Consider the following 23,735-nt stretch of genomic DNA (forward strand, 5'->3'; position numbering starts at 1 on the left):
GCCGGTGAACACCGCTGATCTGCTGCCGCTGGCCGTCGCCGTCCCGCTGCTCGGCGCCGCCGTCCTGGCCGTGGCCGGCCGCTGGCTCCCCCGCCCCGGCCGCGACGCGCTGACCGCCGCCTGGGCCGCTACCGACGTGGTCTGCCTGGCCCTGCTGTGGTCCCGGACCGCGCCGGACGGCCGGGCGGTGTCCTGGCTGGGCGGCTGGAGCCCACGCGGCGGCCACAGCGTCGGCATCGTGCTGGTCGCCGACCGGCTCGGCACCGGCCTCGCTCTGCTCACCGCCGTCCTCGTCCTCGCCGTGGTGTGCTACGCCTGGCGGTACTTCGACGAGCCCTCCGGCGAGCACGGCGGGGTGTTCCCCGCGCTGTTGCTGCTCTTCGAGGCCGGGATGTGCGGCTTCGCGCTCACCGGGGACCTCTTCAACGCCTTCGTCTTCTTCGAGCTGATGGGCGCCGTCGCCTACGCGCTGACCGGCTACCGGATCGAGGACGAACGCCCGCTGCAGGGCGCGCTCGCCTTCGGACTGGTCAACTCGGCCGCCGCGTACCTCTCGCTGCTCGGCATCGGCCTGCTCTACGCCCGCACCGGCGAACTCGGCCTGGCTCAGATCGGCGCCGCGCTGGACCAACGCGCCGCGGCCGGACACGGCCGGGACGCCCTGGTGGTCGTCGCCTTCGTACTGGTGCTGGCCGGACCGCTGGTCAAGGCCGCGACCGCGCCCTTCCACTTCTGGCTGCCGGACGCCCACGCGGTGGCGCCCAGCCCGGTGTGCATGCTGCTGTCCGGGGTGATGGTCGAACTCGGCCTCTACGGGGTGGCCCGCATCCACCGGGTGGTCTTCGCCGGGGCGGGCGGCCTGCCGGACGCCGTGGTCCGCGACACCCTGCTCGCCGCGGGCGTGCTGACGGCGCTGGTAGGCGCGGTGATGTGCTGGCAGCAGCGGCACCTCAAGCGGATGCTCGCCTTCTCCACCGTCGGGCACATCGGCCTGTTCCTGATCGGCGCGGCGCTGCTCGACCCGGCCGGGCTGACCGGCTCGGCCGTGTACGTGGCCGGCCACGCGGGCGCCAAGGCGGCGCTGTTCGGCCTCACCGGTGTGCTGCTGGACCGCTACGGCTCGGTGGACGAGCACGGGCTGCACGGCCGGGCCCGCGAACTCCGTTTCACCGGGCTGCTGTTCGTCGTCGGCGCACTCGCCCTGGCCGGGCTGCCGCCGTTCGGCACCGGGCTCGGCAAGGCCGTCGCCGAGGAGGCCGCCGGGCGCTGGGGCGGCTGGCTGCCGGCGGTGTTCGTCCTGGTGTCCGCGCTCACCGGCGGCGCGGTGCTGCGCGCCGGGCTGCGGGTCTTCGGCGGCGTGGGCGCGCCGCCGGCCGAGCACCCGGAGGTGGCGGCGACCACCGGCGAGGGCGAGGAGCCCGAGATCCGCGAACCGGGCCGCCGGCCGCCGGTGCCGATGCTCCTCGTCCCGGCGGTGCTGCTGGCCGGCTGCCTGGCCGTCGGCGTGCTGCCGGGCGTGGGGCGCGCGCTCGCAGCGGGAGCGGCCGCCTTCACCGACCGCAGCGGCTACCTCGCCCAGACCCTGGGCGGCGCCCCGGCCCCCGCCAGCGAGGCGCCCGAGGCCTGGTGGACGGTGTCCGGAGTGCTGCTGGGCCTGCTCTCCACGCTGCTGGCCGTCGGCCTCGCCACCGCCGCCGTCCGGCGCGACCCCGGGCGCGGCACCAGCGGGCTGTTCCGGGTCACCGTCCTGCCGCTGCGCCGACTGCACTCCGGGCTGCTCGGGGACTACATCGCCTGGCTGGCCGTGGGGCTGGCCGCGCTGCTGGTCGCCCTCACGGCCCAGCTGTGAGGCGGCCCGGCCCAGCGGTGAGGAGGGCCCGCCGCAGCCCTGCGGACGACTCGGCCCAGCTGTGCGGGCGGCCCGGCGCCCGCCACGCCAGCCGGCCGCCCGGGCGTCACACTGGAGGAGCGACGGCGGCAGCGGGGCAGCACCCCCGCGACCCTCGCCGTCCGCCGCGCTCCCCGCCACCGACCGGATTCCTGGGGGCCTCCATGCGTCCTGCCGACCTGGGCGTGGTCCTGATCACCCGCAACCGGCGGGCCAACGTGCTCGACGCCCTGGACCACCTGGCCGCGCTGCCCGAGCGTCCGCCGATCGCCGTCGTCGACAACGGATCCGCCGACGGCACCGCCGACGCCGTCCTGGCCGGCCATCCCGCCGTTCGGGTGATCCCGCTGCGCCGCAACCTGGGCGCGGCCGCCCGTGCCGTCGGGGCCACCGCGCTGTCCACCCGGTACATCGCCTTCAGCGACGACGACTCCTGGTGGGCGCCCGGCGCCCTGGACTCCGCCGTCCGGCTGCTCGACCGGCACCCGCGGCTGGCGCTGCTCACCGGGGCCACGCTGGTCGGTCCGGCCGAGCGACCGGACCCGATCAACGAGGAACTGGCCGCCGGCCCGCTCGGCACCGACGCGGACCTGCCCGGGCCGTCCGTCCTCGGCTTCCTGGCCTGCGCCGCCGTCGTCCGCCGGGACGCGTTCCTCTCGGTCGGGGGTTTCGACCCGCTGCTGCACTTCGGCGGCGAGGAGCAACTGCTGGCCCTGGACCTCGCCGCCGAGGGCTGGGGCCTCGCCTACTGTCCCGAGGTCGTCGCCCACCACCACCCCGCCCCGGACTGCCGGCCCGGACGGTCGGCCCGACAGCTGCGCAACATGCTCCTCACCGACTGGCTGCGCCGCTCCCGACCGGTGGCGCTCGGCCACACCGCCGCGGTGCTGCGGGCCGCGCCGCACGGCCCGGTGGCGCGCCGGGCTCTGGTGTCCGCCCTGCCCCGGCTGCCGCTGGCCCTGCACCGGCGCGATCCGCTGCCCGAGCGGGTCGAGCGGGCCGTCCGGACCCTGGAGGGCCTGCCCGTGGCCGCGCCCGAACCGGCCGGGGGGCGGCACCCGGTCACCGTCGTCGTGATCACCCACGAGCGCCGCCGCGAACTCCTGCACACCCTCGACCGCCTGGCGGAGCTGCCGGAGCGCCCACCCGTGCTGGTCGTCGACAACGGCTCCACCGACGGGACGGCCCGGGCCGTCCGCGACCATCCGGGCGGCGCCCGTCTGCTGCCGGCCGGGCGCAACGCGGGCGCCTGCGGGCGGAACCTGGCGGCCCGCGAGGTGACGACGCGCTACCTCGCCTTCTGCGACGACGACACCTGGTGGGAGCCGGGTTCGCTGGACGCGGCGGTCCGGCTCCTCGACGCCCACCCGCCGGTGGCGGCGGTCACCGCCCGGATCCTGGTCCACGACCCCGACCGCCCCCAGGCGCCGCCGCGTGAGGACCCGATCGTCGAGGAGCTGCGGAACTCACCGGTGCCCGCGCCGAGTTGGCTCCCGGGGCCGGCCCTCGGCTCGTTCCTCGCCGGGGCGACGGTGCTGCGCACCGACCTGTTCCGCGCCGCCGGCGGCTTCTCGCCGCGGCTCTGGCTGGGCGGCGAGGAGGAGCTGCTGGCCGCCGACCTCGCGGCCGCCGGCCACTGGCTGGTGTACGCCGACGGCCTGACGGTCCACCACCGGCCGTCCCCGGCCCGCGACGCGACGCTGCGGCGGCGGCACGGGATCCGCAACACCCTCTGGTTCACCTGGTTGCGCCGGCCGCTGTGGCCCGCGGCGCGCCGCACCGCCTTCCTGGCCCGCAGCGTGCCCCGGGACGCGGTGTCCCTGCGGGCCTTCGCCGAAGCGGCGGCGGGCCTGCCGTGGGTGCTGCGCGAACGGCGCACCGTGCCGCCCCGGGTCGAACGGGCGCTGCGCAGCCTGGACGGGGCGCAGCGTGCCTCCCGGGCCCGCCGCTACGTCGGCTGAACCGGGGCCTCGCGCCCCGGACGGGGTACCGGTGGCGGCAGCTCCGCGAGGGCGGCCAGCACCTCGGCCGGGCGGATGCGCAGCAGCCGGGGGTCGGGCCGGGGGCCGTGGGCGTCGCCGGGCCGGGTCGCGTCGCCCTCGTGCCGCCAGAGGGCGAGGTGGCGGGGCACGGCCGGCGGCCCCCACAGGAGCGGCGAGACCGGGCCGAACAGCGTCACCGAGGGCGTGCCGAGCGCGGCCGCCAGGTGGGCGATCCCGGTGTCCCCGCAGACCACCGCGCGGGCCTCGGCCACCAGCGCCGCCAGCAGTGGGAAGGGCAGGTCCGCGCCGCCGCCGAGGACGTCCCCCGCCCGCAGTCCGGCGCCGCGCGCGACTTCCTCGGCGAGGGCGCGTTCACCCCGGCCGGCGGTGACCACCACCCGCCGGCCGTCCGCCCGCAGCGCCCGGGCCACGGCGGCGAACCGGTCGGGCGGCCACTGCCGGGCGGCCGCGTCGGCTCCGGGGTGGACGACCACGGCCCCGGGTGCGGGCGAGGCGACGGCGGGCCGGGCGATGAGCAGGTCGTCGGCGTCCGCTCCGATGCCGTGGTGGCGCAGCAGGCGGCACCAGCGTTCGCGCTCGTGCTCGTCGTCGCGCCAGCGCGGGGCGCGGGCGTCGGCGTAGGCGATGAGGCGGGCGGGCCGCAGTCGTGCCAGGGCGTCACGGCTGGCCGGTCCGTTGCCGTGCAGGTCCACCGCGAGCTCGGGCGGCGGGCCGTCCCAGGGCAGGCGGTGGGGCACCTCGCGCCCGGGCGCGTCGGTGGCCAGCAGCCGGTCCGCCGTGCCGGTGGCGGCGAGGGCGGGTGCCAGCCGGGCCGGGGCGGCCAGGACCAGTTCGTGGCCGGGGTGGTGGCGGCGCAGGGCACGCAGGGCGGGGACACCGGTGAGCAGGTCGCCCAGGCCGAGCGCCCGCAGGACCAGGAGGGCGGGCCGCTCGGTCACGGGCGGGCCCGGACGGCGGCCCGCTCGGCGATCGCCGTGGTGGAACGGCCGTCCAGGTAGGGCAGGACGAGCACCTGGCCGCCCCATTCGGCCAGCACCGGGGCCTCGGGCAGGGCTTCGGGCCGGTAGTCGCCGCCCTTGACCCAGACGTCGGGGCGCAGGGTGCGCAGGACCCGTTCGGGGGTGTCCTCCTCGAACACCTGGATGGCGTCGACGCAGCCGAGACCGGTGAGGACCCGGACGCGGTCGTCCTCCGGGTTGAGCGGGCGGCCCGGGCCCTTGAGCCGGCGCACCGAGTCGTCGGAGTTCAGGCAGACGATCAGGCAGTCGCCCAGGCGGGCGGCGGACTCCAGGAGGGAGACGTGGCCGGCGTGCAGCAGGTCGAAGCAGCCTCCGGCCGCCACGACCGTGCCGCCCCGGGCGCGGGTGGCCTCGGCGATCCGCAGGGCGTCCGGCGGCGCGGTGGCCGGGCCGGGAGCCCGGTCCCACAGGGCCGGGTTGCCGGCGCCGCCGCGGGCCACGAAGTCCGCCGCCGCGGTGACCGCGGCGTGGACCGCCTCCTCGGCGATGGCGCCGGCCGCCAGGGCCGCGGTGGCGGCCGCCGCGAAGCAGTCGCCGGCTCCGCAGGGGTCGCCGGTGGCTTCGTAGGGGGCCGGGAGCAGGATCGGGCTCTCGGTGCCCCGGCAGAGGAGCGCGCCCCGCGGCCCGAGGGTGACGGCCACCGAGGCGACGCGCCAGCGGTCGGCCAGCAGGGCGCCCCGGGCGGTGTGGTCGGGGAGCCCGTCGCCGGTCGGGGCGCCGGGGTCGAGGGCGGCGGCCCAGGATCTGGCCTCGGCGGCGTTGGGGGTGACCAGCCGTGCCCCGGGGACCGGCGGCCCGCCGCGCGGGTGCGGGTCCCAGACGAGCGGGGCGTGCCCGGCGCAGGCCGTCAGCGGGGCGCGCAGCCGGTCGGCGACTCCCCGGCCGTAGTCGGCCACCAGGACGGCCGCGGCGCGGGCGAGCACCTGGGTGGCCCGGCGGTCGGGGGGCCCGACGGTTCCGCCGCCGCGGTCGACGCGCAGCAGGGGCCGGCCGTCGACCCGCACCCGGGTCTTGACCGGGAGGTCGCCGGCCAGTGGCAGTTCCACGAGTCGTACGCGTCCGGTGAGGTGGCGGCGCAGGGTGCGGGCCGCCGTTCCGTCGCCCAGGGCGGTGACCAGGACGACCTCGCGGCCGGACCGTGCCAGCAGGCCCGCGGCGAGGGCGGCGCCGCCGGGGCGGCTGTGCTCGGCCGTCACGTCGACCACGGGCACCGGGGCGTCCGGGGCCAGGCGGTCGGCGCGGCCGTCGACGTCGATGTCGAGCAGGCTGTCGCCGACCACGACCAGGGGGCCGTTCACGAGGTCCTCCCGGGCAGTCCAGGCAGGTCGGGGCCGGGCGCGGTGACCGGGTGGTCCGTGTCCTGGCGGCGGTCGAGCGCCGCGTCGAAGGCCTCGCAGACCATGTGCAGGGCGGCCAGGTGGACCTCCTGCACGGTGGCGCTCTCCGGCGCCTCCACCGCCAGCGCCTCGTCCGCGCGCTCCGCCAGCGGGTTGGGTGCGGGGCCCGTCATCGCCCACACGCCCAGGCCCAGGGAGCGGGCGGTGTCGGCGGCCGCCAGCAGGTTGGGGCTGCGGCCCGAGGTGGACAGCAGGACCAGGACGTCACCGGCGCTGCCGTGCGCCTCGACCTGGCGGGCGAAGACCTCCTCGAAGCCGTAGTCGTTGCCGATGGCGGTGAGGCTGGAGGTCTCGGCGTGCAGGGAGATCGCCGAGTACGCGGCGCGCTCGCCCCGGTAGCGGCCGACCAGTTCCGCCGTCAGGTGCTGGGCCTGGGCGGCGCTGCCGCCGTTGCCGGCGGCGAGCAGGCGGGAGCCGGCGGGCAGCAGGCCGGCCAGTGCCTCGCCCCAGCCGGTGAGCAGGGGCAGGTGGTGGGTGCGGAGGGCGCCGATGGCGGTCTCCAGGGCCCGGCAGTGCCGCGCGGCCTGCTCCAGGTCGTCGGCGGCGTCGAAGAAACCTGCGGTCATCGGGGGTCTCCTGTCGTGACCCGCGGGGCCCGGGGTGCGCCGGCCGTCCGGGCGGGCGGGTCGGTGCGGTCCAGCAGTTCCTCGTACACCTTCGCCGTGGCGGTGGCGACGGTGCGCCAGGTGTAGAAGGCGAGGACGCGGCGGCGCCCGGCCTCGCCGTAGGCCTGACGGGTCTTCGGGTCGGCCAGCAGGGCGTGCGCGGCGGCTGCCAGTGCCTCGGCGGAGGCGGGCGGCACGAGGGTGCCCGTACGCCCGTCCGCGATGGTGTCGAGGTGGCCGCCGACGGCCGTGGCGACCACCGGCACGCCGCAGGCCATCGCCTCCAGCGGGACGATGCCGAACGGCTCGTAGTGGGCGGGGCAGATCACCAGGTCGCTGCTGCGCAGCAGGGCGGGCATCTCGTCGGCGGGAACCGCGCCCAGCAGGACGAGCCGGTCGGCCACGCCGAGCCGGGCCGCGAGCGCGCGCAGGCGTCGCGCGTACGGGTCGGCGTCCAGCTGGTCGACGGGCGGTCCGCCGGCCACCAGGAGCTCGGTGCCGGGCAGCCGCACCAGCGCCTCGACGGCGGTCTCGGCACCCTTGCGGGGGACCATCCGGCCCACCGTGAGCAGCCGCCGGCGCCTGCCGCGCGGCGCGCTCGGTCCGGTCGGGGTGAAGCGGGCCGGGTCGACGCCGCAGGGCACGACCCTGATCCGGTCGGCGGGGGCCCCGATCCCCAGGAGTTCGGCGACCTCGTCGCTGCAGGTGGCGACCAGCCGGTGGGCCGAGCAGGCGATGGCGGTCTCGATGGTCCGGCGGCCGGGCGGGCTGGTGTCGGCCGCTCCCTGGTGGCGCCGCTTGACCACGCCCAGCGCGTGGTAGGTGTGCACGACCGGGATGGCCAGGTCCCGGGCGCCGCGCAGCGCGGCCAGTCCGGACATCCAGAAGTGCGCGTGCACGATGTCGGGCCGGCGGGCCCGCCAGTACCGCGCCAGCTCGTCCCCGAAGGCCGGCATGTACGGCAGCAGCTGGTCCTTGAGGAGCTGGCGCGCCGGACCGGCCGGGACGTGGTGGACCAGGACGCCCGGGCGCAGCGGTACGTGTTCGGCGAGGTCGGCCCGGTCCCGCCGGGTGTGGACGACGACGCGGTGGCCGAGGTCGGCGAGGGCTCCGGCGAGCGCCGCGACGTGGACGTTCTGCCCGCCGGCGTCGACCCCGCCGAGGACGGCGAGGGGGCTGGCGTGTTCGGAGACCAGGTCGATGCTCAGGGGCGTGTTCAACGGGTCACCTCCTCGATCAGGCGGTCCCAGTCGGCGAGGAACCTCTTCAGGCCGTACCGCTCCAGGGCGGCCTGGCGGGCGCGCAGCCCGTCCTGGGCGGCGGCCGCCGGGTCGGCCAGGTAGTGGCGCACCGCGTCGGCGAGTTCCCCGGCGTCGGTGGAGAGCACGCCCGTTCCGGGGGGCACGGCGCGGACGGCCTCGGTGGTGGCCAGGGCCACCACCGGCATGCCGAGGTGCATCGCCTCCAGCAGCGACAGGCCGAGGGAGGTCCACCGCACGGGGTGCAGGTAGAGCCGGCGGCGGGGCAGTTCGGTGTGCAGGGCGGCCTGGGGCAGTTCGGCGGTCCGGCAGCGCTCCGGTGGCAGGCCGAGGTGGGCGGCGAGCCCGGTGGTGGCCATGCCGAAGACGTGCAGCGGGCCCTGCCGCGCGAACAGCGGCAGCAGGTCGGTCCCGGTGGTGCGGCCGCGGCGGACCGGCTCGTTGACCACGACGGCCGAGGCGGCCAGCTCTCCCGTGTAGCGGTACCCGGGGTCGACGACGCCGTGCTCGATGACCGTGGTCCGGGTGCGCCCGCAGTCCCAGAAGAGGTCGTTGAAGGCGGTGACGTGGACGAGGGTCAGGTCGTCCCGGTCGGCCATCGGGTGGCGGGTGTCCGGGACGTCGCCGTGCGGGCTGTTGTGCTCCAGGTAGACGGCCGGCAGGTCGCGGCCGGGCCGTCGGCCGAGCCACCGTTCGGCGAGCTCCGCCTCGTGGGGCCGCTGGAGCACCACCAGGTCGATGTCGGTCTCGCGCAGGCGCTCCGGCGGCAGTTCCACCACGGTGTGCGGCCAGTCGAAGGTGCGGGCGCGTCCGAGGCCGTCCGGTCCGCGGTCCTCCGTGACCGGTACCAGGTAGGTGTGCGGTCCCTGGACGAACGCGGTCGTCCAGGAGCCGTGCACGTGCCACAGCAGGATGTTCATCGGGTCACCTCCGGGGCGGCCGCTCGGTCGGGATCGGCGGGTTCCCGCAGGAGGTCGACGGCCGTGACGATCTCCTCCGCGGTGAGCGAGTCCAGGCAGGGGTGGCCCGGGACCGGGCAGGTCCGGGCCCTGGTCCCCGCGCAGGGGGCGTCCTGACGCCCCAGCAGCACGTGCGGCACGCCGTACGGCCGCCAGCGGTGGGCCGGCACGACGGGCGCGAACAGGCAGGCGACGGGGGTGCCGACGGCGGCGGCGAGGTGGGCCGGACCGGTGTTCCCCGCGACGACGGCGTCGGCGCCGGCCAGGACGCCCGCGAGTTCGGCGAGGCCGGTGCGCCCGCCGAGGTCGAGGGCGTCGGCGCCGGCCACCTCGGCCGTCAGCTCCTTCTCGGCCCGCCCGCCGGTCACCACCACCCGGTGGCCCGCGGCGGTCAGGGCCCGTACCGCGGCCGCGGCCAGGCGCGCCCCGGGCGCCCTCGCGGGCACGGCGGCCCCCGGGTGCAGGACGACGTAGCGGCCGGGGCCGGTGAGGTGCCGCTGGTCGGGCGGCGGCAGGACGGCCAGCCGGCCGTCGTCGCCGGGCGGCAGGGGGAAGCCCGCGGCCCCGGCCAGGTCGAGGGCGGCCTCCGCTTCGTGGCGGCCCTCCCCGCGCCGGTGGCGCAGGTCCAGGAGCGAGCCCGGGTAGTCCACGCTGTCCGCGGCGATGTGGGGCACGCCCGCCATCCGCAGCAGGAGCGCGGTCGGCAGGGCGCTCTGGTGGAAGGAGGTCAGGACGAGGGCCCGCTCGATCCGCCTGGAGGCGAGCGAGGACACCAGTTCCAGGACGCCCCGGGCCGTCGCGGGGGGCGGGTCGAAGCCGGTCCAGGGCGAGTCCCAGACCACGACCTCGTCCACGCCCGGGAGCAGCCGGGCGGCGGGGGCGCCCTGCGGTCCGCAGAGCATCACCACCCGCCGGGAGCGGTGGGCGGCGGCCCGGACGGCCGGGCCGGCGAGCAGGACGTCGCCGGCGCTGTCGAGCCTGACCACGAGGGTGGTCATGTGCCCTCCCGGTCGGTTCCGGGCCGGCCGTCGAGGACCAGCCGGACGGCGGCGGCGAGGTCGGCAGCGACGGTCTCGGCGTCCGCGACCTCCTCCGGCCGGGTGGCGGGGGTCGGGACGAGGATCGCCCGCGCGCCCGCCGCGCGGGCCGCTGCGACATCGGCGCCGATGTCCCCGATGACGACCGTCCGGGCCGGCGGCACGCCGAGGCCGCGGCAGGCGGCCAGGACCAGGCCGGGCGCGGGCTTGCGGCACCCGCAGCCCTCGGACGGTCCGTGCGGGCAGACCGCCCAGATCCCGAACGGGCCGATCAGGTCCTCGATCCGGCTCTGCACGGCCGCCACCTGCCGCCGGGTCAGCAGCCCGCGGGCGACGCCGGACTGGTTGCTGACGACGCCCAGCCCCAGGCCCGCGGCCCGGAGCTCGGCCACCGCCCGCGCGGCGCCGGGCACCGGCCGCACCTGGGCCGGGTCGCCGTTGTAGGGCACGTCCTCCACCAGGGTCCCGTCCCGGTCGAAGAGCACGGCGGCGGCCGCGGAGGGCCCGGCCGGCCGGGGGCGCGCGGGGAAGATCCAGGGCCCCTCGGGCCGCGCCCCGCGGTGCGGGGGCCGCGCGTCGGCCGGGGCCCGGCCGGTGGCGGAGCTCATGAGGACTCCTCCCGTTCCACCGGCCGGACCGCCCGCGCCACCTGCGGTTCGGCGGTGGGCACGACGGGAGCCGGCGCGTACCAGGGTTCGGCCGCACGGTGGCGCAGCAGGCCCAGGAGCCGGTGCCGGCAGGCGGCCGGCGGTATGAGCACGCTGGTCAGCAGCATCGTGACGACCTCCTCCCTGGTGCGCGGGCCGGGCAGGACGCGGACGGCGGCGAACTGCGCCGTACCGGCCAGCCACAGCGCGGCGAGGGCCGCGGCGGCGCGCGGTCGACCGGCCGCGGCGGCTCCGAGGGCGGTGACCGCCGCGGCGGTCACCGCCACGTGGGCGGGGAAGCGGCCGCGGGGCGCCTGGGCCCGCTCCCACCAGCGCGGTCCGTGCAGCCGGTTCATCAGGACGTCGTCCGCGTTGCCGGCCTGCTGGCGCAGCGAGACCCAGCGGTCCGCCGGGCGCACCGGGTGGGTGGTGCGGCGGTCGCCCTGCTCCAGCCGCCAGCCGGCGTCCAGCACCCGCAGGGCCAGGTCCGCGTCCTCGCGGAAGGCCCGGCGGAAGCGTTCGTCGAAGCCGCCGACCTGTTCCAGCGCGGCCCTCCGGTAGGCCATGTCGGCGGTGATCCACCGGGAGCGGGCCAGGCCCGCCGTGCCCCGCTCCCAGTCGGTGGGCCGTCGCCCGACGGGCAGGGGCACCTCGATGCGCCCCTGGACGCCGCCGGTCGTGGGGTGCGCGGCGGCCAGGTCGGCCACGAGGTCCCGCGGCCAGGTCGGGCCGGGCACGGTGTCGTCGTCCAGGAAGGCGACCCAGGGCTGGGTGACGGCGCGCCACCCGGTGTTGCGGGCCGCCGCCGGGCCGTTGCCGCCGCCGGGCAGGACCGTCAGCCGGTCCCGCAGCGCCGGTGGCACCTCGACGGCCAGCGGCCCGCAGTCGGTCAGCGGGCGGTCGTCGACCAGCACGACCTGTTCCGGCGGCGGCCCCTGGCCGTCCGCCAGCGCCCGGAGGCAGGCGGTCAGGCTGGGTCTGCCGAGCGTCGGGACGACCACCGCGTAGGCGGTCGGGCCGCCGCTCACCGCGCTCCCTCCCCGGGCCGGGCCGGGTCGGCGAACATCCGGCCGCGCCGGACCACGAACGGGCCCAGCGCCAGCAGGTCGACCGGGGAGGAGCCGAAGCACTCCAGGGCGTCGCGCACGTCGTCGACCATCGGCCGGCCGGCCGTGTTGAGGCTGGTGTTCACCACCACCGGCAGTCCGGTGAGCAGTTCGAACTCCTCCAGCATCCGGGCGGTGAGCGGGTCGGCTGCCCGGTCGACGGTCTGGATCCGCGCGGTGCCGTCCACGTGGACGACCGCGGGGATCCGCTCGCGCCATTCGGCGGTGACCCGGTGCACGAAGAGCATGTACGGGCTGGGCAGCGGCCCCTCGAAGATCTTGGCGGCCCGGTCGGCGAGCACCATCGGGGCGACGGGCCGGAACTGCTCGCGCCCCTTCACGTCGTTCAGCCGCTCCAGGTTGGCCGCCCGGCCGGGGTGGGCCAGCAGCGAGCGGTGGCCCAGCGCCCGGGGGCCGAACTCGGACCGGCCCTGGAACCACGCCACGATCCCGTCCTCGGCCAGTGCCGCGGCCACCTCGGCCGCCACGTCGACCGGCCGCTCGTACGGGACGCGGGCACGGCGCAGCCACGCCTCCACCTCCGCGTCCGACCAGCCCCGGCCGAGGTCGACGCCGGGCATCGGCAGCGGCTGGTCACCGCCCGCGGCGGCCAGGTGGAGGGCCGCGCCCAGCGCGGTGCCCGCGTCCCCGGCGGCGGGCTGCACCCAGACCCGGTCGAAGGGGCCCTCGGCCGCGATCCTGGAGTTGGCCACGCAGTTCAGCGCCACGCCGCCGGCCAGCGTCAGCAGGCGGTCCCCGGTGCGGCCGTGCAGCCAGCGGGCGAGGTCGAGCATGACCTCCTCCAGCACGTGCTGCGTGGAGGCGGCGAGGTCGGCGTGCAGCTGGGTCCACTCCTGGCCGGGGGCGAGCGCGGGGGCGAACTCGGACCACGGCACACCGCTCGCGCGGAAGCCGCCGTCGCCCGTCGGGTGGACGTGGCGGCGCACCGCGTCGGCCATCCTCGGGGTCCCGTAGGAGGCCATCGCCATGACCTTGTACTCGTCCGAGGAGCGCAGGAAGCCCAGGTGCTGGGTGAGTTCCTCGTACACCAGCCCCATCGAGTGGGGCAGCTGCTGTCCGGCCAGCGGTTCCAGGCGGCTGCCGACCCGCCGGGCCGCGAGGTGGGAGGTGGCCTCTCCCCGGCCGTCCAGGACCAGGACGGAACAGGGGTCGGTGGCGCCGTCGGCGGCGTACGCGGCGGAGGCCGCGTGGGCGACGTGGTGCGGGACGAAGCGGACGGCGGCCGGATCCAGGCCGGGCAGCACCTCGGCGAGGAAGCCGGGCGCCTCGTGGGCGTACCGCAGCCGCAGGTGGTCCCAGGGGTCGTCCAGGCCCATGGCGTCGGCCGGGCGGGCCAGCGCGGGGTCGAAGGAGTAGCCGACGAGGTCGAGGTCGGCGGGTGTCAGCCCGGCGTGCTCCAGGCACCAGCGGGCGGCCTGGACGGGCAGTTCCCAGGCGGAGAAGGGCAGCGGGCGCTTGCCGTGTTTGCGACGGCTGAACCGTTCCTCCTCGGCGGCGGCTACCGTCCGGCCGTCGATGACCAGGGCGGCTGCCGGGTCGTGGAACAGGGCGTTGATTCCGAGCACGCGCATGGCGCGTGACCTCCTCGATTCGGCCGGCGACGGGACACCGTTCACCGGGAGCGTCGGTGTCAGGCCTCCGGGTGGGCGCGGAACCACTCGATCGTGGTGGCGAGTCCCTCGCGGGCCTGCGTCATCGGCTCCCAGCGGAGCTTGTCGCGGGCCATCGTGATGTCGGGGCGCCGCACCGCGGGGTCGTCGGTCGGCCGGGCCACGAACTGCACGGTGGAAGGCGAGTCCGTGAGCTCGATGATCAGGTGCGCCAGTTCCAGCATCGTGAACTCGACGTCGTTGCCGATGTTCACCGGGCCGGCCAGGTCGGAGCGTGCCATCGCCAGGATGCCGTCGACCGTGTCGGTGACGTAGGTGAGCGACCTGGTCTGGGTGCCGTCGCCGGTGACGGTCAGCGGCTCCCCCGCCAGCGCCTGGCGGATGAAGGTGGGCACGGCCCGTCCGTCGTGGGAGCGCATCCGCGGGCCGTAGGTGTTGAACAGCCGGACGATCGCGGTGTCCACACCGACGGCGCCGGCCTCGGCGGTGGTGAGCGCCTCGGCGAACCGTTTCGCCTCGTCGTAGACGCTGCGCGGGCCGACCGGGTTGACGTTGCCCCAGTAGCTCTCCACCTGGGGGTGCTGGAGCGGGTCGCCGTACACCTCCGAGGTGGAGGTGAGCAGGAACCTGGCGCCGTTCCGGCGGGCGAGCTCCAGGGCGTTGCGGGTACCCAGGCTGCCCGCGTCCAGGGTGTGCAGCGGCAGGCGCAGGTAGTCGGCGGGCGAGGCGGGCGAGGCCAGGTGGAAGACGTAGTCGACGCGCCCTTCGACGTCCAGGCCCTCGCCGACGTCGGCCTCCCGCAGCTCGAAGCCGGGCCGGTCCGCCAGGTGGGCGACGTTGGCCGTGGACCCGGTGCAGAAGTCGTCGACGCAGGTGACCCGGTACCCGTGGGCGACCAGGGCGGTGCACAGGTGGGAGCCGACGAAGCCGGCCCCGCCGGTGACCACGGCGTGAAGGCGTTGTCCAGGACGGGAAGTCATCCGTTCCTCCTCGGTGCTCGGCCGGTGCGTCGGCGCTGACGCCCAGCCTCTCCACCACCGGTGGGTCCCGCGACAGGTGGGGCGCGCCCCGGGGCCGCTGCCACCGGGGCGCAGGCCGTCGATTCCGCTGGTGCGACCGGCCCCGGCGCGGCCGGGTACCAGGAACCGACTGGTTCACCCGTTCGAAGGTCATCGGCCGTTCGAGGACCGTCCGCCCGGTTCCCCTGCGGCCGCCACCGCCGAGTCGGTGTGAGCAACCCCACCGCCACGAGGAAACCGCAGGTCAGCGGGGATGCGGCCGGGGCCGTCGCGGACGATGTGAGCCAGCTGACGTTTGCGATCGCGCCCCGGCCGCCGAGCATGGAGCTACCGCCGGGCGCCTGGTCGCCCCGGCGGCACCGGCTCACGCACCGGCGACGCCCACCCCGGATCGAGCCCGACCCTTCCCGCGTACCACTCGATCCGGTTGTGAAAGTGCTGCCCAGAATCACCGCACCGTCGCGCGCCCGGCGCGTTCTCGTCCCCTCCCCTCGTAAGGGCTCCGTCCTGCCCGCGGCGCGTTCGGCGGAGACCGGACCGGAAGGCTCCCGCGCGCCCTGGCGTTCGCTGCGCCATCGGAGCATGCGCTGGTGGTCGCTGGCCAACCTGGTCTCCAACGCCGGCGCCTGGATGCAGTTGACCGTCCAGAACCTCCTGGTCCTCCAGTTGACCGGATCGGCCGCGGTCACCGGTCTGTCGCTCGCCCTCCAGGTGGCGCCCGGTCTGCTGCTGGGCCTGGCCGGCGGGGCCGCGGTCGACCGGTGGCCCCGCAAGACCACCGCCGCCGTCAGCCAGGCGGCACTGGCCGTGATCGCCCTCGGCACGGCGGCGCTGGTGGCGCTGGGCGCGCTCAGCGTTCCCGTCCTCCTGGTGCTGGCGGTGCTCACCGGGCTGATCGCCACCATCGAGTCCCCGGCCTGCGCGCTGCTCGGCAACGACCTCGTCCCCCGTGAGGACGTGCCCTCGGCGATCGCGGTCGGCTCGGTGGTGCACAGCGTCGGACGGCTGGCCGGCACCGCCCTCGCCGGGGTCGTGGTCGGCCTGTTCGGGATGGCGAGCGCCTACCTGGCCAACGGCCTGTCCTTCGTCGTGGTGGCGCTGGTCATCCCGTTCCTGCGGCCGGCGGCGGGTGCAGCGCCGGCCGACGGACCCGGGCCGGACGCCGACCACCAGGGCGTCCGGGCCGGCGTCGCGTTCTTCGTCGGCCGGCGCCGCCTGGTCGCGGTGGCCTGCCTCACCGGCCTCGGCTCGATGCTCGGCCGCAACTACGGTCTCACCCTCGCCGCCCTGGTCAGCGGGGCACTGCACGGCGGGGCCCGGGAGTACGGCCTGATCGCCACCGTGCTGGCCGTCGGCGGCACGGTCGGCGCGGTGATCGCCGGACGGCTGCGCAACCCCTCGGTGCGGCTGGTGGCGGTGCTGACGGCGGCCGGCGGGCTCCTCCAGTGCCTGGCGGCGCTCTCGCCCACCCTTCTCCTGCTCGCCCTGCTGGTCGTGCCCATGGCCGTCCTGGAGTCGCTCAGCGACACGGCCGTGTCCACGATCCTCCAGACCGACCCGCCCGCCCACCTGCGCGGACGGGTCCTGGGGGCCTGGCGCAGCGTGAGCACGCTCTGGGGCCTGGCCGGTCCGCCGCTGCTGGGTGCCTCGATCCAGCTCCTCGGCGCGCGGGGCGCCCTGCTGGCCGGGGGGCTGCTGGTCAGCGGCGCGGTGGGCGGCGGCTCCGTGCTGAGCCGCCGGACCACCGCCGGGCCGGCCGCCCGGCCGGCCGTCGACGGGGTCGGCGGCGGGGTCGGCGACCCGGAGCGGCTCGTCGCGGCCGCGTGACCGGCGGCCGTCGGTCCGGGGTCGTCGGTCCGGGGGCGTCATTCCAGGGCCGTGATCCGGTTGCCGGGCGTTCCGAGCCCCTCGATCGAGCACCCCACGACGTCGCCGGGCGTCGGTAGCTCGGCGGGTCGGCGGGTCGGCGGGTCGGCGGGTCGGCGGGTCGGCGGCGAAGTTCGTCCCGCCCGGCGGTCAGGCCGCCTGCCCGGTCGGGCGGACCAGTCGGCCGCGGACCACCCGCACCACCGCCGCGAGGGCGAAGCCGTAGACGGACACCAGTCCGTGGCCGTTGTCCTGGGCGAGCCACATCGCGAGGCCGAGCGCCGGGACACCGGCCGCCAGGGCGATCTCCTTGGGCAGGCGGGTGCGGGTGAGGAGGGCGAGGGCCAGGCTGGCGCCGAGGAAGTAGGTGGCGCCGGAGCTGCCGGCGAAGTTGCGCGGGTCGGTGCTCGGGCCGTCGCCGAAGCCGAGCAGGGTGTCGATCCGGCCGGGCAGCACGATGCCGGCCAGGAAGAGGACCAGGGTCAGCGTGCCGCCCCAGTACCACTGGGCGAGCGCGGCGACGGCGGCGAGGGTGACGAGGTTCCACAGCCCGCCGAAGAGGCCGCCGTTCTGCATGAACACCGAGGTGAACTCGCGCCACCAGCCTGACCTCGCCGGGTCCGCGTCCAGCGCGTCCATGGCGCCGGACCAGGCGAGCTGGAGCACGACCCCGCCGACGGCGACCACGGTCAGGGCGATCGCCGCCCACGGCAGCGGCCGCCCGCGCAGGGTGTCGCGGCCGACCACACCGAGCCCGCAGTTGACCATCATGACCATCAGCGCGGCCGTGGTCACGTTGAAGACGATCGCCTCCATCCGCCTGGCCCCTCCCCCCGGTTACGGCGCTTTCCAACACCGTTCGAAAACCTGACGCCGCACAAGCTAGCACAACTTTCGAACACTGTTGGAAAAGGCTGTTACGGTGGCCCGCATGAAGCTCACCAAGGAGCGCATCGTCGACGCGGGCATGGCCGTCTTCGCCGAGGTCGGCTACCAGAACCTCTCCATGCGGCAGGTCGCCGAGCGGCTCCACGCCCACGCCGGCAGCCTCTACTACCACGTGCGCGGCAAGGAGGAGCTGCTCGCCCTGATGGCCGACCGGGTCTGCCGCCGGGCGTACGACGCGGGCACCGCCGCCCTGGCCGCCCTGCCGTCCACCGCGGCCTGGCCGGACCGCGTCGAGGCCCAGGCCACCGCCCTCCGGCTGAGCATCAAGGAGCACCCCGGCGGCGCCCAGCTCCTCGCCGAGAGCCCCGGCAGGCTCAGCACCGGCGCGCTCTCCCTGATGGAACGCCTGCTGGGCACCCTCCTCGACGGCGGCCTGCCTCCCGAGCACTGCGGCATCGCCGCCGACACCCTGCTCAGCCACGTCACCGGCTTCGTCCTCCAGGAGCAGAACCAGCCGTCCTCCCCACCGGCCGTCACCGCCGAACTCCACGCCGACCTGTGCGAGCGGTTCCCGCTGGTCATGGGCGAGTTGATCCCCCGCATCGGCCAGGACGAGAAGTTCACGCGCAGTGTCCGCCTGCTCTGTACGGGCTTCGCGGCGCTGCGACCGCCGGTGGCGCCCTGACGGCGAACCGTCCTCGGGGCGTCACCGGCGGTGTGCCTCCCGGACCGGGAGGGGCTCAGCTCACCAGGTGACCGGTACGGCCGCGGCCATGATGGCCATCCGGTTGGGGTGCCAGGGCACTTCGGCCGCCGGCACGGCCAGCCGCAGGCCGGGGAACCGCTGGAGCAGCACCCGGAAGGCGACGTCGGACTGCCGGCGCACCAGGTGGGCGCCCGGGCAGTGGTGACGGCCGTGACCGAAGCGCAGGTGGGAGTTGGGCGAGCGGCCCGGCTCGAACCGCTCGGCGTCGGTGAACGCCTCGGGGTCGTAGTTGGCGGCGTCCAGCGAGAGCAGCACCAGGTCGCCGGCCTTGACCTGCGCCCCGCCCAGGGAGGTGTCCCGGGTGACGAAGCGCGGGATGGCGTTGCCGAGGACGACACTGCACCGCAGCAGCTCCTCGACGTACCGGGGTGTCTCCTCGGGGTGCTCCCGCAACGCGGCCATCGCCTCGGGGTGCTGGAGCAGGTTGAACGCGGCGACGCCCAGGAAGCTCGCGAAGTCCTCGTAGCCGCTGACGAACAGCACGGCGACGATGTTGGACAACTGCCGTTCGTCCAGGCCCCGGTGGACGTCGTTCAGATCGGCGAGCCGGTCCGCGAGGCCGCGCGGTCGCCCGGGGGTGCGCCCGGCCATGAAGGCCGCCATGTGGGCGCGGATCTCCTCCCAGTTGACGGCGAGCTCCGCGTCGGAGTACGTCGCCATGGTGAGGTCCTTGTCGGCTCGCTCGGCGAGCCACTCGCGGTCCTCGAAGGGCAGGCCGAGCAGCCGGCACAGGCACTGCGCGGCGACCCACTCGGCGAAGTGCCGCTGGAGGTCGCCCGGTGCGCCCTCGGCCGCCATCCGCTCCAGGCCCTGCCGGGTCACCTCGGCGACCCAGTCGGCGGGCAGTTCGGGCTGGTTGCGGCCGAGCGCGGCGAGCACCTCGTCGCGCAGCCCGGCCTGCTGGAGGTGGTTCATGGCGTCCAGCAGTTCGGGCGCCAGGATCGGGGCGTCCTGGGTCGGGCTGTCGGCCTCGCCGAGCACCGAGCGGGCGAAGGCGCGGTCGCGCAGGACGTCGCGGGCCAGCTCGTAGCCGGTGACCAGCCACGCCTCGCCGCCGGAGTTGGTCCTGACCCGGGCGACCGGGCAGCGGCCGCGCAGCTCGTCCAGTTCCGGGGCGAGGCGGTCGCCGTCGGTGCTGAACGGGTAGCGGGGCAGCGGGTGCTCGCCCGTGGTGTCGTCGGTGGCGGCGGGAGCCTGGGGTGCGCTCACGTGGCGCGGTCCTTTCTGGGCGGATTCGGAGTGGGGCGGGGACGCCGTCGTCACCAGCGCACCGGCAGCCGGGCGGGGGCGCGCAGTGGGGTGGTCTCGTCCCAGGGCAGCGACTCGGCGGGCTCGGCGAGTTCGATGCCGGGCAGTTCCTCCAGCAGCACCTGGATCACGACGGCCAGTTGCATCCGGGTCAGGTGCGCGCCGGTGCAGGCGTGCGGGCCGTGGCCGAAGGCGATGTGCGGGTTGGGCGTGCGGGTGAGGTCGAGGCGGTCGGGGTCGGTGAACGCCTCGGGGTCGCGGTTGGCGGAGGCGGGCACCGGGACGACGGCGTCGCCGGCCCGGATCCGCTGCCCGTGGAGGGTGAGGTCCTCTTCGGCGACCAGGATGTTGATCGCGTTCATCAGCGGGACGTGGCGCAGCAGTTCGTCCACAGCGGTGGGGATTCCGGCGGGGTGCTCGCGCAGCCGGTGGAGCTGGTCGGGGTGGGTGAGGAGGGTGAGCAGGGCGTTGCCGGTGTGCTGCATGTTGGTCTTGTAGCCGGCCATCAGCATGGTGACGATGAAGCTGACGACGTCGTCCCTGGTCAGCTCGGCGCCGGGCCGGCGGCTCTCCGCCAGGAGCAGGCGGATGTAGTCCTCGTCGCCGTCCGCCTCCGCTTCCTTGCGGGTGATCAGTTCCGAGGCGTAGTCCTGGAGGGCGTACAGGGCGGCGAGGATCTCGTCCGTGCTCAGCCCGGCGGCGCTGAGCAGGGTGAGGGTGTGCGGGAGGTAGCGGTCGCGGTCCTGGTGCGGGAGGCCGATGGTCTCGCACAGCACGCGCAGCGGCAGCGGTTCGACGTACGCGGCGACCAGGTCGGCCGTGCGGTCCGGCGCGGCGGCCGTCATCGCGTCGATCAGCTCCTGCGCGATGGCGCGGATGCGGGGCCGCATGAACTCCAGGCGTCCGCGGCCGAACAGCGGCAGGACGACCCGGCGGACGCGCTCGTGGTGTTCGCCGGTCATCTCCAGGAAGGTCGGCAGGCAGGGTGGCGGCGCGTCGTCGCCCTCGACGGGTGGCCAGGCGGACAGCAGGGGCCGGACGAGCCTCGGGTCGGCGAAGGCGGCGCGGGCGTCCTCGTAGCGGCTGAGCAGCCAGGCGGTCTCGCCGTTGGGCAACCGTGCCTCGGCGACGGGCTGTTCGACGCGCAGCCGGGCGTAGGCGCAGGGCGGTCCGGCGGTGCCCGGCTCCACCTCGGGCACCGGGATCGGGGCCGGGACGGGGGCGGGGGCCGGGACGGCGGTGTCGGTCATCGAGTGCCCTCCTGGGTGACCGTGGCGGTGACGGTGGCGGTGGCGGCTGCGGGACGCGGCAGGTAGCCGGAGCTGAAGAAGTACTCCAGGTAGCGGTCCAGCAGGGCGGCGTCGACCGGCGGGCAGTGGAGCCCGCTCTCCGCCAGGGCCGCTTCGGCGTTCTCCCGCCCGAGCACCGGGAAGGTGCCCTCGAAGTACAGCTCCTTGACGGACATGTCCGCGGTGCGGCTGCGGTCCACGCACAGCGACACGAAGGGCGCGGTGGCGCTGGTGGGGTTGGCCGCGACGTGCCGGACCAGCTCGGCGACCCACTGCCGGTAGGGCAGGGTGCGAACCGCGTACCCGGCCGCGCGCATCCGCTCGACGACGTCCGAGAGCATCGCCGGGCGGGGGTTGGTGAGGTGGTAGGTCCGGCCGTCGGCGGCCTGGCGGGTGGCGATGTGCACCACCGCCTCGGCGAGGTGGTCGACCGGGACGAAGTCCATCGGCAGGGCGATGTCGGGGGCGAGGCCGGTCTCGGCGATCGTCTTGAACAGGGAGCAGATCGCGGTCTCGGTGTTGCTCACACCGCTCACCTGGTCACCCGTCACCTCGTACGGCCGGTGGACGGCCACCGGCAGCCCCTGCGCCGCCGCCCGGCGCAGCAGCCCCTCCCCCACCCACTTGCTCTCGGCGTAGCCCATGGTGAGCCCGTCGGCGTGGGCCAGCGGGGCGTCCTCGGCGACCTCGCGCACCCCGGCGGCGCCGGAGCCCGCGACGACGGCGACGGTCGACAGGAAGTGGACCGGGACGCGGCGGGGCGCGGCGAGCCGGACGATCTCCCGGGTGCCGTCCACGTTGGGGGCGCGTAACTGCTCGTACGGGTAGAGGAAGTTGACCTGGGCACCGTTGTGGACGATCAGGTCGAGGCGGTCGGCGAGTTCGGCGCGGTGCTCGTCCGGCAGTCCGAGGGCGGGCTCGGCGAGGTCGCCGGGGAAGCAGGTCACGCGTCGCCAGTCGGCCTCGTCCAGGCGCAGGCCGTAGCGGGCGAGGGCGGTGCGCACGCGCTGTTCGGCGTGGGCGGGGCTCGTGGCGCGGACCGGGCAGTGGACGCGGGCGGCGGTGCGGCGCAGCAGGGCGGCGAGGAGGAAGGCGCCGACGAAGCCGGAGGCGCCGGTGAGCAGGACGTCCTTCGGATCCTGGGGGCACGGCGCCGGGCCCTGGACGGGCGGCAGGCGGAAGCCGAGCTCGGTTTCGCGGGCGAAGTCGACGGCGGTTCCGTCGGCGGCCGGCGGGGAGCCTTCCCGGGCGGCGCGGACGGCCTCGGTGAAGCTCCGGAGGGTGGGCGCGGTGAGCAGGGCCCGGATGAGGCCGGAGCTGAGGGCGGCGTCGAGCCCGAGGGCGGAGAGGGTGCGGGTGACGGTCTCCGAGGCGAGCAGGGAGTCTCCGCCGAGGTGGAAGAAGTCGTCCTCGGGGCCGGGCCCGGTGCGCAGCACCTGCTGCCAGATCCCGGCGAGCAGGGCGGCCAGTCCTTCGGCCGGCTGCTCGGACGGCGTCCGGTCGACCGGCGCTGCGGTGACGGCCCGCAGCCGTTTGCGGTCGACCTTCCCGCCGCTGGTCACCGGGAAGCGGTCGAGGGCGACGAGCGAGGGGACGGCCTGCGGGGGCAGCCACTGGGCGCAGTAGCCGCGCAGCTCCGGCAGCGGCAGCCGGCCGCCGGGGGCGGCGGGGGTGACGTAGGCGGTGAGCGCGCCGTCCTCCGCCTCGACGACGGCCTCGGCGACGGACGGGTGGGCGCGCAGTCGCGACTCCACCTCGTCGAGCTCGATCCGCGCGCCGCGCAGCTTCACCTGGCGGTCCGCGCGGCCGCGGTGCTCCAGCAGGCCGTCGGCGTCGCGGACGGCCCGGTCGCCGGTGCGGTAGAGGCGGCCGCCGGGTTCGACCTGCGGCAGGTGCACGAAGCGCTCCGCGGTCAGCTGTTCGTCGCCCGGGTAGCCGAGGGCCAGTCCGTCCCCGCCGACGTACAGCTCGCCCTCCTCGCCGGGCGCCGCGGGTGTGCCGTCGGCGCGCAGGACGTGGCAGGTGGTGGCGCCGAACGGGCGGCCGATCGGGACGTGGGTGGCGTCCTCGGGCAGCGGGCGCACCCGGTGGGCGGTGGAGACGACCGAATTCTCCGTCGGGCCGTAGAAGTTGACGACCGTGGTGGTGGGGCAGGCGGCGAGGACGGCGTTGGCCAGCCGCGGGTCCATCGCCTCGCCGCCGGCCGAGACGAACCGCAGTCCGGCCATCGCCCGGGGGCTGGTCCGGGCGAGGAGGTGGAAGACGCTGGTGGTCAGGTAGGCGACGGTGACGCCCTGGGTGCGGAGGAGGTGCTCCAGGGCGGTGGGCGAGAGGAGTTCCTCGCGGTCGGCGATGACGAGGCAGGCGCCGGTGAGCAGGGCGCCCCAGATCTCGATCGTCGAGGCGTCCGAGGACAGGCCGTAGCCGTGCAGGATCCGGTCGCCGGGCCCGGGCGGGGGCAGTTCGCGGTCGGACAGGACGAGCCGGACGACGCCCCGGTGCGGTACCGCCACGGGCTTGGGGCGGCCGGTGGTGCCGGAGGTGAAGGCGACGTAGGCGCAGTCGGTGGCCTCGGCCAGGACGCCGGCGGCCCGGACGGGCCCGGGGGGCGCGTCGTCGACGACCGGGATGCTCACCCGCAGCCCGCGGACCCGGCGTTCGGCGCCGGGCAGGGTGACGGCGGCGCGCAGTCCGGCGTCCTCGGCCATGGCACGCAGTCGGGCCGGGGGCAGGTCGTCGTCGAGCGGCACGTACGCGCAGCCGGCCTTGAGGATGCCCAGCAGCGCGATCAGCGCCTCCGGGGAGCGGCTGCCGCACACGCCCACCGGTTCGCCGGGGGTGATGCCGGCGGCGACCAGTCGGGCGGCCAGGGCGGTCGAGCCGGCGTCGAGGCGGCCGTAGCTGAGGGTGCGGTCGCGGTGGCGAGCCGCCGGTGCGTGCGGGTGTGCGGCCGCCTGGCGGGCGAAGAGCTCAGGGAGGGTGAGGTGTCGCGGGTAGTCGGGGGCGACGGCGCCTTCGGCGGGGCGGGCGGCCGGGATGCGGATCAGACGTGACGAGACATCGGTATCGGTCATGGGTCCTTCTCAGGAGGGTCGGCCGCCACGGCGG

General features: G+C 76.4%; 18 protein-coding genes and 1 pseudogene. 5 read left to right on the forward strand and 14 right to left on the reverse strand.

Going from position 1 to position 23,735, the window contains the following annotated elements; translation table 11 throughout:
* The first annotated feature begins 4 nt into the window (after positions 1–4).
* The 3 genes and pseudogenes from ACZ6Z8_RS00445 (at position 5) to ACZ6Z8_RS00455 (ending at position 3,849) form a co-directional block, all read left to right on the forward strand.
* Positions 5–1,849 (forward strand): complex I subunit 5 family protein, encoded by a 1,845-nt coding sequence (locus ACZ6Z8_RS00445; protein ID WP_465604623.1) that lies wholly within the window; start codon positions 5–7, stop codon positions 1,847–1,849.
* 203 nt (positions 1,850–2,052) lie between these two features.
* Positions 2,053–2,481: pseudogene (locus ACZ6Z8_RS00450) on the forward strand (glycosyltransferase family 2 protein); the annotation flags it as partial.
* Positions 2,482–2,913: 432 nt separating this feature from the next.
* Positions 2,914–3,849: a glycosyltransferase family 2 protein gene (locus ACZ6Z8_RS00455; protein ID WP_465606279.1), complete on the forward strand. Its 936-nt coding sequence runs from the start codon at positions 2,914–2,916 to the stop codon at positions 3,847–3,849.
* On the opposite strand, the gene ACZ6Z8_RS00460 is transcribed toward ACZ6Z8_RS00455, so the two are convergent.
* The 10 genes from ACZ6Z8_RS00460 to ACZ6Z8_RS00505 are packed head-to-tail and all read right to left on the reverse strand — an operon-like array spanning position 3,837 to position 14,531.
* Positions 3,837–4,829: a glycosyltransferase family 9 protein gene (locus ACZ6Z8_RS00460; protein ID WP_465604625.1), complete on the reverse strand. Its 993-nt coding sequence runs from the start codon at positions 4,827–4,829 to the stop codon at positions 3,837–3,839. The genes ACZ6Z8_RS00455 and ACZ6Z8_RS00460 overlap by 13 nt on opposite strands.
* On the reverse strand, positions 4,826–6,208 hold the full coding sequence (gene rfaE2 / locus ACZ6Z8_RS00465) for a D-glycero-beta-D-manno-heptose 1-phosphate adenylyltransferase (protein WP_465604628.1): 1,383 nt from the start codon (positions 6,206–6,208) through the stop codon (positions 4,826–4,828). Before rfaE2 ends, ACZ6Z8_RS00460 begins: the two co-directional genes overlap by 4 nt.
* Positions 6,205–6,873: a D-sedoheptulose-7-phosphate isomerase gene (locus tag ACZ6Z8_RS00470; RefSeq protein WP_465604630.1), complete on the reverse strand. Its 669-nt coding sequence runs from the start codon at positions 6,871–6,873 to the stop codon at positions 6,205–6,207. The genes rfaE2 and ACZ6Z8_RS00470 overlap by 4 nt, the downstream gene beginning before the upstream one ends.
* A complete protein-coding gene (locus ACZ6Z8_RS00475) occupies positions 6,870–8,132 on the reverse strand; it encodes a glycosyltransferase (protein WP_465604633.1) in 1,263 nt (420 codons plus the stop codon). The genes ACZ6Z8_RS00470 and ACZ6Z8_RS00475 overlap by 4 nt, the downstream gene beginning before the upstream one ends.
* Positions 8,129–9,091, reverse strand: coding sequence for a glycosyltransferase (locus ACZ6Z8_RS00480; protein ID WP_465604635.1), 963 nt, complete (start codon positions 9,089–9,091; stop codon positions 8,129–8,131). The genes ACZ6Z8_RS00475 and ACZ6Z8_RS00480 overlap by 4 nt, the downstream gene beginning before the upstream one ends.
* On the reverse strand, positions 9,088–10,128 hold the full coding sequence (locus tag ACZ6Z8_RS00485; protein ID WP_465604638.1) for a glycosyltransferase family 9 protein: 1,041 nt from the start codon (positions 10,126–10,128) through the stop codon (positions 9,088–9,090). Before ACZ6Z8_RS00485 ends, ACZ6Z8_RS00480 begins: the two co-directional genes overlap by 4 nt.
* Complete coding sequence (locus tag ACZ6Z8_RS00490) at positions 10,125–10,775, reverse strand: D-glycero-alpha-D-manno-heptose-1,7-bisphosphate 7-phosphatase (RefSeq protein WP_465604640.1); 651 nt, start codon at positions 10,773–10,775, stop codon at positions 10,125–10,127. The genes ACZ6Z8_RS00485 and ACZ6Z8_RS00490 overlap by 4 nt, the downstream gene beginning before the upstream one ends.
* Positions 10,772–11,842, reverse strand: coding sequence for a glycosyltransferase family 2 protein (locus ACZ6Z8_RS00495; protein WP_465604643.1), 1,071 nt, complete (start codon positions 11,840–11,842; stop codon positions 10,772–10,774). Before ACZ6Z8_RS00495 ends, ACZ6Z8_RS00490 begins: the two co-directional genes overlap by 4 nt.
* Positions 11,839–13,512, reverse strand: a complete 1,674-nt coding sequence (locus ACZ6Z8_RS00500; protein ID WP_465604645.1) for a carbamoyltransferase family protein — start codon at positions 13,510–13,512, stop codon at positions 11,839–11,841. Before ACZ6Z8_RS00500 ends, ACZ6Z8_RS00495 begins: the two co-directional genes overlap by 4 nt.
* A gap of 59 nt (positions 13,513–13,571) precedes the next feature.
* Complete coding sequence (locus tag ACZ6Z8_RS00505) at positions 13,572–14,531, reverse strand: UDP-glucuronic acid decarboxylase family protein (protein WP_465604648.1); 960 nt, start codon at positions 14,529–14,531, stop codon at positions 13,572–13,574.
* Positions 14,532–15,077: 546 nt separating this feature from the next.
* Between ACZ6Z8_RS00505 and ACZ6Z8_RS00510 the strand changes: the two genes are divergently transcribed.
* Positions 15,078–16,397, forward strand: coding sequence for an MFS transporter (locus ACZ6Z8_RS00510; protein ID WP_465606280.1), 1,320 nt, complete (start codon positions 15,078–15,080; stop codon positions 16,395–16,397).
* Between the two features lie 189 nt (positions 16,398–16,586).
* Here ACZ6Z8_RS00510 and ACZ6Z8_RS00515 read toward each other — a convergent pair whose 3' ends face one another.
* Entirely contained in the window at positions 16,587–17,252 is a 666-nt protein-coding gene (locus ACZ6Z8_RS00515; RefSeq protein WP_465604651.1) for a hypothetical protein, read from the reverse strand.
* A 115-nt stretch (positions 17,253–17,367) separates the two neighbouring features.
* Here ACZ6Z8_RS00515 and ACZ6Z8_RS00520 point away from each other — a divergent pair, with 115 nt between their 5' ends.
* A complete protein-coding gene (locus ACZ6Z8_RS00520; RefSeq protein ID WP_465604653.1) occupies positions 17,368–18,009 on the forward strand; it encodes a TetR/AcrR family transcriptional regulator in 642 nt (213 codons plus the stop codon).
* A 60-nt stretch (positions 18,010–18,069) separates the two neighbouring features.
* Here the strand turns inward: ACZ6Z8_RS00520 and ACZ6Z8_RS00525 are convergent, their stop codons facing one another.
* From ACZ6Z8_RS00525 to ACZ6Z8_RS00535, 3 genes are read right to left on the reverse strand one after another with little or no spacing between them, the layout of a single operon-like run.
* Positions 18,070–19,299: a cytochrome P450 gene (locus ACZ6Z8_RS00525; protein ID WP_465604656.1), complete on the reverse strand. Its 1,230-nt coding sequence runs from the start codon at positions 19,297–19,299 to the stop codon at positions 18,070–18,072.
* Between the two features lie 50 nt (positions 19,300–19,349).
* On the reverse strand, positions 19,350–20,588 hold the full coding sequence (locus ACZ6Z8_RS00530) for a cytochrome P450 family protein (protein ID WP_465604658.1): 1,239 nt from the start codon (positions 20,586–20,588) through the stop codon (positions 19,350–19,352).
* Positions 20,585–23,701, reverse strand: a complete 3,117-nt coding sequence (locus tag ACZ6Z8_RS00535) for an amino acid adenylation domain-containing protein (RefSeq protein WP_465604661.1) — start codon at positions 23,699–23,701, stop codon at positions 20,585–20,587. The genes ACZ6Z8_RS00530 and ACZ6Z8_RS00535 overlap by 4 nt, the downstream gene beginning before the upstream one ends.
* Positions 23,702–23,735: the final 34 nt, after the last annotated feature.

The sequence above is a fragment of the Kitasatospora sp. NPDC101108 genome (assembly GCF_055584725.1).